A 9,499-nucleotide genomic window follows, 5' to 3' on the forward strand; every position below is an offset into this window, starting at 1 on the left:
GAGATTTGTTGCTGTAGGCGCAATAGCCATCACGTTGGAGTTACGCATGCCTTGCGTACGTACTTTGATCCGTAGACTTTCCCAATCCAGACGTTGTGAACGGTCTTGCTCTAAGTATTTGTTACGTGCTTGTTGTAGCAAGTTAATGGAATCAATTGGCAGTATGCCTTTGCTCCATAATGAGCCTTCATAACTTGAATAGCTGCCCCGCTCTTTTGCTAAATCGCAAGATGCTTCAATGGCGTAGTAACTGATTAATTCCATAGAGGAGTCAGCAAACTCAACCGCTTCTTGAGATGCATAATCAATTTTTAACTCATACAAGGCATCCTGGAAGCCCATTAAACCCATACCAATAGGTCTGTGCTTCAAGTTTGAGTTGCGTGCCTGGGGTACTGAATAATAGTTAATATCAATTACGTTATCCAGCATACGAATCGCCGTAGTGATTGTACGTTTTAATTTTTCTTTATCCAGTTGGCCATTTTTAATATGCGCTGGAAGGTTAACGCTACCCAGATTACATACTGCAATTTCTTCTTCAGAAGTATTTAGCGTAATTTCAGTACATAAATTTGAGCTATGAACTACACCAGCATGTTGTTGTGGTGAACGCAAGTTACATGGGTCTTTAAATGTCATCCATGGATGGCCTGTTTCAAACAACATGGACAGCATTTTGCGCCACAGTTTTACTGCAGATAATGTTTTCGCATTCGTAATAAGGCCTTGTCTTGCTTTGGCTTCATATTCTTTATAGAGCGTTTCGAACGCTTTACCGTATTGATCATGTAACTCAGGTACTTCGTCTGGAGAGAATAATGTCCACTCGCCATCTTCACGAACGCGCATCATGAATAAATCAGGAATCCATAGTGCAGTATTCATATCGTGGGTACGGCGTCGGTCGTCTCCAGTATTTTTTCTTAACTCCAGGAACTCTTCTACGTCTTTATGCCAGCACTCCAGGTACGCACAAACGGCGCCTTTACGTTTACCACCTTGGTTCACTGCTACGGCTGTGGCATCGGCAACATTGAGGAAGGGCACAACACCTTGTGATTTTCCGTTGGTTCCTTTGATGTGTGAACCCATCGCACGAACTGGAGTCCAATCATTACCCAGGCCGCCTGCAAACTTAGAAAGTAGGGCGTTGTCTTTGATTGCACTGTAAATACCATCTAAATGGTCAGGGACAGTGGTTAAGTAGCAACTGGATAATTGTGGGCGAATAGTACCTGAGTTGAACAGGGTTGGTGTCGATGACATGTAGTCGAAAGAAGAAATTAAGAGATAAAACTCAATGGCTTTTTCTTCTTTATTCTGTTCACGCATTGCTAAGCCCATTGCAACACGCATAAAGAATGCTTGGGGTAATTCATAACGCACACCGTGATCATGAATAAAATAACGGTCATAGAGTGTTTGCAGACTTAAATAAGTAAATTGCATATCACGTTCTGGTAATAATGCCTTACCTAATTTGTCTAAATCAAAATCAGCCATTTTTACATCCAGCATGTTTTGATTGATACCGTGGCTAATATAGGTCTTAAAGTAAGAAGGATACAGTGCAGACATTTCATCAAAGGTTGCATCTGTTTTGATGTTTAATTTATTAAGTGCTTCTATCCGTAAGCTGTCTAATAATAAACGGGCACTAACGTAGGTATAATTCGGTTCTTTTTCAACCAGAGTACGTGCCGCCATAATTAACGCTTTATGCACGTCTTCAAACTTGGCTTGGTTGTAAAGGTTTCGCATGGCATCTTTAATTACTGGTTCTGCAGTAACATAAGCCAGATCACGACATGATTCATTAACAATAGTAGTGACGCGTTCCATGTCTAGTGGTCTTAATTCGCCATCGGGCATGGTGATCAATACGGTTTTACTGTCACTTGCTTGTTGCTGTAATTCAGATTGACGTGCTTTACGGTGTTCTTCACGATAAAGGACATACGCACGGGCAACTTTATAGTGGCCGCTACGCATTAATGCCAACTCTACTTGGTCTTGAATGTCTTCAATATGAATGGCGCCACCACTGGGTAAACGACGTTTAAATGCTTGAGTGATTTGACGAGTGAGTTCTTCGATCTGTTGATGAATTCGATCAGAAGTAGGGGCTGTGCCGCCTTCATCCGCAATAAAAGCCTTAGTAACAGCGACTTTGATTTTATTTTCATCGTAATTCACTACTTTACCGTTACGCTTTATTGTTTTAAGCACACCAGGAGCATTAGCTGTCAATTCCAGTTGACTTGTTAACGGCGCATCATTTACCGGATCAAGTATTGCGGACATTTTTCCTCCACGTAGTATGTTTGTGTTATTAACAGTCGAGCGAATTTTATTCACTGTCACTTAGATTATAGCAGAAAACCCAACATATAGGGTCTTCATGAGGTTGTGATAACAAGATAATGTGTTTTTGCCTTTTGGTCAATAGAACAAATTGGGAGTATATTGTGGATAACTTGTGTGTTTATCACTTTTTTTTCGATGATGCCTATTTTGAGATAAAGTCATGCCGATTAGGAGGCTTTATCTAATGGATAATTCTCTTTATACAAATTTCTTATCATCTCATACAAATTCGCAGGTTGCGCACTATGGCTTACCTGTTTTATCAGAAAGGGGCGGATTCTATGTCTTTTTTACAATAATTGCATCACTCACATTAGAAAAACTGTGAACATTTAATAAAAAAGTACCTATATGCGCATACAATTGGCTTGAACTACCCCCATCCAAATTAATTGCATCAGTACAGGATAAAGGAGGAGCCTTGAGCAAGTGCGCCAATTTATTAGTAGACATTGCTGCATTGGTTGAAACCAGGATAATTACTTTTCCATCCGCAGTAATTCCTAATGCCGAACGGTCTGCAAGCCCTGGTTTTAGTGACGGAATTTTCTTTTTAATTAATAATCGGGGTCCACTTTGCATGGCAAAATCAATATCGTCATCATGATGAAAGCGGTTCAGACTGGAAATATAAGCTCTATTATTTTTTACATAGAAAATTCCCCACCAACTGATTCGTTTCAATGGGTTTTCCAATTTCTTATTATTGATTCTCAGCCCAAGTGGATTAAATTGGTGATCAAAAAAACCACCATTAATACTGAGCAATGCTTGGCTGTGTTCGCCAAATTGATCGGCCGACGCATTTTTAAGCGCCAAAGATTTTGCGCTGACAATTGCCAATTTATTTTTTTTGAGATCTATGCGAAATGCATAGATATGTGACCACGGGGCCAGTAGCCCCCCAGCAAGATCTTGATATTCAATTCCTGAACTTAATTTCTGCCAATTTCCTGCAGAGTACGAACAAAAAGGAATCAGTAAACTGACTAGAAATAAGAGCAGATAAAACAAATATGATTTGTTTGCAGGATAAACATTGGTTTGCGAAGACATGTTATTGTATCCTTATGTGCATCATTCAACACCACGGACTCTCTTATGCAAATTAAAACGCAAAATAACAATAGTGAAGTACATAAGTCAATAACAGAATTAACTAGTTTGATGAATGATGTACTGGAACTTGCTAAAAAAGAAGGTGCTACCGATGCCATGGTGGCGGTAAATAATGACCGCGGTTTTTCGGTAGATGTTCGCATGGGCGCAGTAGAAACTGTTGCTTTTAGTGAAGACAAAGGGGTTGGTTTGACTGTTTATATTGGTCAGCGTAAAGGGGGAGCAAGCAGTACGGATACTTCTCCTGAAGCTTTGCGCACCATGGTTAAGGCGGCTTGTGATATTGCGCGCGTGAGTGCAGAAGACTCTTGTTTTGGTTTGGCTGATAAAGAATTAATGACTAAAGAACATCCTGATCTTGATTTATTTCATCCTTGGGATGTGGATCCACAGCAAGCTATTGATCTGGCATTAAAATGTGAGTCTTATGCTTTATCATTAGATAAGCGTATTACGAATTCAGATGGCGTGAATGTCTCTTCTTATGAATCACACCATGGTTTTGCTAATACCAATGGTGGTTTTGGGTTTGTTCATAGTACGCGTCATGGTTTGAGCTGTTCTTTAATCGCTGCAGAAGGCGAGGAAATGCAAAGGGATTATGATTATACTACGGTTCGCAATGCTAAAGATTTGGTTGATCCCTTAGTGATTGCACAAAATGCGGTAGAACGTGCTTTAAGTCGTCTGGGCGCGCGCCAAATCAAAACCCAAACAACGCCTGTTATTTTTTCTTCACGTGTATCTAGTGGCTTATTTGCAAGTTTTATTAATGCAATTAGTGGTTCAAATCTATATCGAAAAAATACGTTTTTGCTGGATTCAATCGGACAGCAAATTTTCCCTGAATTTATTCGTATTTATGAACAGCCACATTTATTGGGTGCGTTAGGAAGTTCGCCATTTGATAGTGAAGGGGTACCTACTCGTCCTAATCTTATCGTTGATAATGGTCGCGTGATGCAATATGTGTTGGGTAGTTATTCTGCACGACGCTTGGGCTTAAAAACAACAGCAAATAGTGATGGGGTTCATAATTTAACTGTTGATCCAACGACGGGTGATCTTTCTGAGCTATTGAACGAGATGGGCACGGGATTATTAGTCACTGAGCTTATGGGGCAGGGGGTTAATGGTGTCACAGGTGATTATTCACGTGGTGCAAGTGGTTATTGGGTGGAGAATGGTGTGATTCAGTTTCCGGTTGATGAAATTACTATTGCTGGCAATTTGAAAGAAATGTTTCAGTCAATTCTTGCTGTAGGTAATGATATTAATCCGAATATTCCTATGCGCTGTGGTTCTGTTTTAATTGAGAAAATGATGGTGGCAGGGGAGTAATCTCTCAAATAATTGGGCGAGCAGGCTTTCTGAAAGTTGCCTTTTTGAGGCTATAGGAAACTCAAAAGTTAAATGCCTTAAATTTACGCTAATAAAAATTGGAAGTTTAGTGGTTGTTTTCCCAATTGTTGGCGTCAGTTCTTTGAGCTTGGTTTAGCGATTAATCAAAATAAGACAACCTGTTTTGCTACAGGTGCCTTGATATAAATACGCCTAAAATGTTAACATTTAAACATTAATATTTAAGCAATTTAATCATTATCAGGGCACTTCCTTCGGCGATAATCCATTGTGTTTACTCCTAAAAAAACAGCTCATGCTGTTTGATGTGACCACAAAATTTATTTATTTGGGCTATCTATCCTAAGGCAGGCTTGTAATCACCCTAGGGAAATTATTATGCCAATAGATGTATTAATACTAAAAAGGATTCAGGAAAACGATGCAACCTTTACCACCCTTGACCTCCGGTATGATAACCTGGGCGATGAGGAGGCTAAAGTGCTTGCCGATGCACTCGCAACCAATACAACTCTGACTACCCTTGACCTTCGGGGCAATAATTTGAGTAATAGGGGTAAAAAATATTTTCGCGATGTATTGGCTACTAATTTCATTCTTTTGACCTTAGAAGGAATAGATGATCAAGATATTACTACATATCTTAAACGTAATAGAATCCTGGATAATGCTCTTTATTTAATGAAGGAGTCAGGTTTATTAACTTATAATGCAGCTAAGGCTAATTTTGACGCAGTGATGAGACACCAAGACCCACTCTTGGTTGTTGACGCCCTTACTCGACTAAACCAATTTGGTTTATTAAAGGGGGATTTCGCCCAGGCAAATCGTGATTTGGTGGCGGGACACCAGAACCCACCTTTGATTGCTGAGGCCCTTATCCATATGAACCAGTCGGGTTTATTAAGGGGGGATGCTGCCCAGGCAAATCGTAACACGCTGGAGGGACACCGTTACCAATACGCAGTTGTTGATGTCCTTATTCAAGTGAAGCGAGCCGGTTTATTAACGGGGGATGCTGCACAGGTTAATTTTGACACGGTGGTGGGACACCTGGATCTCGGCACGCTTGCTTCGGCCCTATATCTACTGAACTGGGCCGGCTTATTAACGGGGGAGGCCGCGCAGGCTAATTTTGACGTGGTGGCGGCGGGATGCATCCGTTCACGCACGGTTGCTTCTCTTATCTACCTGAACGATGCTGGTTTATTAAGAGGTGATGCCGCACAGGCTAATTTTGATAAGATGATGCGGCATCAGAACCTAGATGCACTTGGTGATGCCATTAGGATACTGAATCTGGATTGTTTATTCATGGGGGATACCGCACAGGCTAATTTTGATGCGGTGGCGGGACACCTGGATCCATCTGCGGTTGCTTCCGTTCTTACGCTACTGAATCGGGCCGGTTTATTAACGGGTGATGCAGCACAGGCGAATCGAGATGTGGTAGCGGGACACCAGACTCCATATGCTCTTGTTAATGCGCTTGCTCTACTGAGCGATGCCGATTTATTAACGGGTGAGATAGCACAGGCTAATTTTGATGCCTTGTCCACTTATTCTGCTATTTTATTTGGCCCGACTACGCGAGATCTCTGGTCTAGAATAACAACTTATGAACTAACGGCAGAGCAATTTCATCACATTATCCAGATTGCAGCACAACATAGAAATAATGTACTTGAAGGCCAAGCCGCGGTTGTGCAATTTGTTAATAAGAACATCCTTTATGTGGGTACTGCAATACAAGGTTTATTTAACGAAGGTCAAAGTACTCACACCGTCAATGTTCATCAATCGGTATCTGCGCGTGCAACGAAATTATTAGATTGCTATGGAACTCCGCTTTCAGGAAACAGTTCCCATGAGTTAATGCGAAGGGGGGATGAACTACAAATTGATAATTTGTTAAAAACTAAATCTGAAAAACGTTGTTTTAAACGACTTCCGAAAAATGATTTTACTAAGGAACTGAGGGTTATTATTACTTCCTCTAATAAAAATGCATTTTTTCAGCCGCAACAAGCTTCAACTGAGGAACCTCTCTCAGAAGAGCTGTTGCCAAAAAATAATAAGCGAGACTAATTGTTTCACTTATTGTAACTGTTCACCCCGATTAGCCGCTATGCGGCTAATCGGGGTGAACGATGTGGGGCAGTCGGGGAAATAAGAATATGATTTTTTTCAAAAATTTTTGACAGAATTTTTCATGCCTATTTTGGTATTTCTTCTCTTTATCCTAAATGGTGGAGATCACAGAAGGTAATTTAATTACCCCAACGTGTTTGCGTGTCTTCCTGGGCATTCCATGCGCTCCAAAAACCCATGTTGCTCTTTCCCCAGCCTATATTGCGGTTCGAATAGAAGTAAATTATGGATCTTCACTTTTTTAGTTAAATATGTTCAATTTCTTGCTTTGTTGATTCTATATTCTACTATTTTAGATAAGATAACCGAAATGGAGTCGGTATGCGCAGTCTAATTTTAGCGGCATTATTCGTGATGAATACTGCGTTTGCAGACGAAGTTGTTGGTTTTTCTGCTTTTGAAAATGGAGATTACACCACTGCTTATCCCCACTTAATGCAATCCGCACGGGATGGTAATCCTGAGGCGATGTACTTATTAGGGCGGATGTATCAATACGGCGAGGGAGTTGCTAAAAATCAGACAGAAGCACTGAATTGGTATCAAAAAGCAGCGGAAAAAAATAATGCACTAGCGCAGCTCAGCTTGGGTTTTCTTTATGATTTAGGGGCGGGCGTGAAGCAAAATTATACCGAAGCTTTTCATTGGTATATGAAAGCGGCAAAGCAAGGTAATCCTATTGCTCAGCGAAATATAGGATTAATGTATTCTACTGGCGATGGTGTCAAAGCCAATAATAAAATGGCATTACAATGGTTTAATAAATCAGCGAAGCAGGGATACTCAAGGGCACAAGTTAACCTGGCCTATGCTTATATTATGGGTATAGGCACACCTAAAGATGTGAATAAAGCGCTGTATTGGTATCAAAAGGCTGCTGCACAAGGGGATGCCAAGGCCGCATACAGTCTGGGATTATTATATACCGGCCAAGAGCCTGGCATTGTTGCTGATGATAGCGCTGCGTTTAATTGGTTTGCACAAGCGGCAAATCAAGGGCACATTAGAGCAGCTAATTATTTGGCTTTTTATTATCTTAAGGGCTATGGTGTTCAGGCTGATCCAAAAAAAGCCGCTTATTGGTATCAGATAGCAGCTCAGGCGGGAGAAGCGGATGCACAAGCAGAATTAGGTCAATTGTTACTTACAGGGACTGGGGTGGATAAAGATTATGAGCAAGCCGTATTTTGGTTCACTAAGTCCGCGACTCAAGGAGAGCCTTTAGGACAAGCTAAATTAGGTTATATGTATTTAGCGGGTTTAGGCGTAGAGCAGAATTGGGTTACTGCGTATGCTTGGTTAAAACTTGCTGCAAATAATAAAAATGAATATGCTATTAAAGAACTCAAAGCCTTGAAAGCTAAATTATCTGCTCAAGATTTAAAAGAGGCGAATCAGCTTGTTAAAAAATTTGCTCCTATGCCGGCGAAAAATAAAGAGTCATCTGATTAATGGGCTAAGTAAATTGTGAATCATCTATCGTATATTTAATCAGGCGCAGCTCAATGGGATTAAGTTCAACATCATAACCATGTTTCTTGCTTTTATATTTTATTTGGTCTGAACCAAGTATGCCATCATAAATCAGGCCACTACCAAGGTGATACAAGGTGCTTATTACTCATTGAGGATAATATTGTTTTTTGTTCGGCGCTTTATAACCAGTATCAAGCAACTCATGAGGCACATTGATTTTTGAACTATCAACACTAAAAATGTGATGATTGCGCGCAGGCACCTGTTGTTGCTGTAATCTCGAAAACGCTGCCGTTTCCCCAAGTTCATTCAATAAAATTGTACAACCCTGGCTTTTTAATGCCGGGCCTTACTTCATTTTATTTTCTTTTTTTGATAAATTTTTGCCTTGTTCGTCTACCATTTTGTTAAAGGCTTTTACTGATGAAGTTTCAAGACCAAACACCTTAGTTGCTATTCCTTGACCTTTTTCCAGTATTTTATACTCAGGCTTTGATTTAAGTTCTTGCACAAGTTTATCAAGCTCTGCTTTCGAAGTAGTATTTTCAACTAGTATTCCCCGCGGCTTGCCGCGGTTCATTAGTAGGAATGTTTGAATTCAGCGATGCCCTGTGTCGCATTAAAGTTAAGTGCCTCATTAAGGTGTTTTTTAGGCAAATAATTATTTACTAATTGATCTAGTGTTACTGTTGATGGCATTTTATTTTTTAATTTGATTCGTTAGTAAGAGTAATTATAGAACAAAATGATTATTTCTAACTAATTTTTAAGTGCTTTAATTGACTTTGCCGAAAATAGAAAAGTTTGGGTTATAGTGTCGACCAAAGATTCCAATCTGGTTCGCTTTAAGGTCGAGTAACTGTCTCGAAGGCACCGTCAAGTTAACGCTCAGGTTCCCTTTTGATTTCCTAATAGAGTCCAGTAAATAGGTAATCTTTGTATTTCTTTATTAAAAAACATTAGGGTCTGTTGACATTTCACATAGGCAACCATAAAAGTGCGCAAACCATGGCCACTACAG

At 40.2% G+C, this 9,499-nt stretch carries 6 protein-coding genes; 3 read left to right on the plus strand and 3 right to left on the minus strand.

Going from position 1 to position 9,499, the window contains the following annotated elements:
* On the minus strand, positions 1-2,307 hold a 2,307-nt coding region (locus LDG_RS03085; RefSeq protein WP_040534275.1), incomplete at its 3' end, for a ribonucleoside-diphosphate reductase subunit alpha.
* A gap of 342 nt (positions 2,308-2,649) precedes the next feature.
* Complete coding sequence (locus LDG_RS03090) at positions 2,650-3,426, minus strand: phosphodiester glycosidase family protein (protein WP_006869670.1); 777 nt, start codon at positions 3,424-3,426, stop codon at positions 2,650-2,652.
* A gap of 45 nt (positions 3,427-3,471) precedes the next feature.
* On the opposite strand from LDG_RS03090, the gene pmbA reads away from it, so the two are divergent.
* The 3 genes from pmbA to LDG_RS03105 all read left to right on the plus strand — a co-directional run bounded on the left by pmbA (position 3,472) and on the right by LDG_RS03105 (position 8,454).
* Positions 3,472-4,830 carry a metalloprotease PmbA gene (gene pmbA, locus LDG_RS03095; RefSeq protein ID WP_006869671.1) on the plus strand — a complete coding sequence of 453 codons (1,359 nt, stop codon included), beginning with the start codon at positions 3,472-3,474 and terminating at the stop codon, positions 4,828-4,830.
* Positions 4,831-5,229: 399 nt separating this feature from the next.
* Complete coding sequence (locus LDG_RS03100; RefSeq protein WP_006869672.1) at positions 5,230-6,939, plus strand: hypothetical protein; 1,710 nt, start codon at positions 5,230-5,232, stop codon at positions 6,937-6,939.
* Between the two features lie 384 nt (positions 6,940-7,323).
* Positions 7,324-8,454, plus strand: coding sequence for a tetratricopeptide repeat protein (locus tag LDG_RS03105; RefSeq protein ID WP_006869674.1), 1,131 nt, complete (start codon positions 7,324-7,326; stop codon positions 8,452-8,454).
* Positions 8,455-8,827: 373 nt separating this feature from the next.
* Here LDG_RS03105 and LDG_RS03110 read toward each other — a convergent pair whose 3' ends face one another.
* A complete protein-coding gene (locus tag LDG_RS03110; protein ID WP_040534277.1) occupies positions 8,828-9,058 on the minus strand; it encodes a hypothetical protein in 231 nt (76 codons plus the stop codon).
* Between the last annotated feature and the right edge of the window lie 441 nt (positions 9,059-9,499).

Source organism: Legionella drancourtii LLAP12, from assembly GCF_000162755.2.
Taxonomy (GTDB): domain Bacteria; phylum Pseudomonadota; class Gammaproteobacteria; order Legionellales; family Legionellaceae; genus Legionella; species Legionella drancourtii.

Excerpts from the sequence above, each read along its gene's own strand:
- LDG_RS03100 (WP_006869672.1), top strand. The coding sequence starts at position 5,230 with ATGCCAATAGATGTATTAATACTAAAAAGGATTCAGGAAAACGATGCA.
- LDG_RS03110 (WP_040534277.1), bottom strand. The coding sequence starts at position 9,058 with ATGAACCGCGGCAAGCCGCGGGGAATACTAGTTGAAAATACTACTTCG.
- LDG_RS03090 (WP_006869670.1), bottom strand. The coding sequence starts at position 3,426 with ATGTCTTCGCAAACCAATGTTTATCCTGCAAACAAATCATATTTGTTT.
- pmbA (WP_006869671.1), top strand. The coding sequence starts at position 3,472 with ATGCAAATTAAAACGCAAAATAACAATAGTGAAGTACATAAGTCAATA.
- LDG_RS03105 (WP_006869674.1), top strand. The coding sequence starts at position 7,324 with ATGCGCAGTCTAATTTTAGCGGCATTATTCGTGATGAATACTGCGTTT.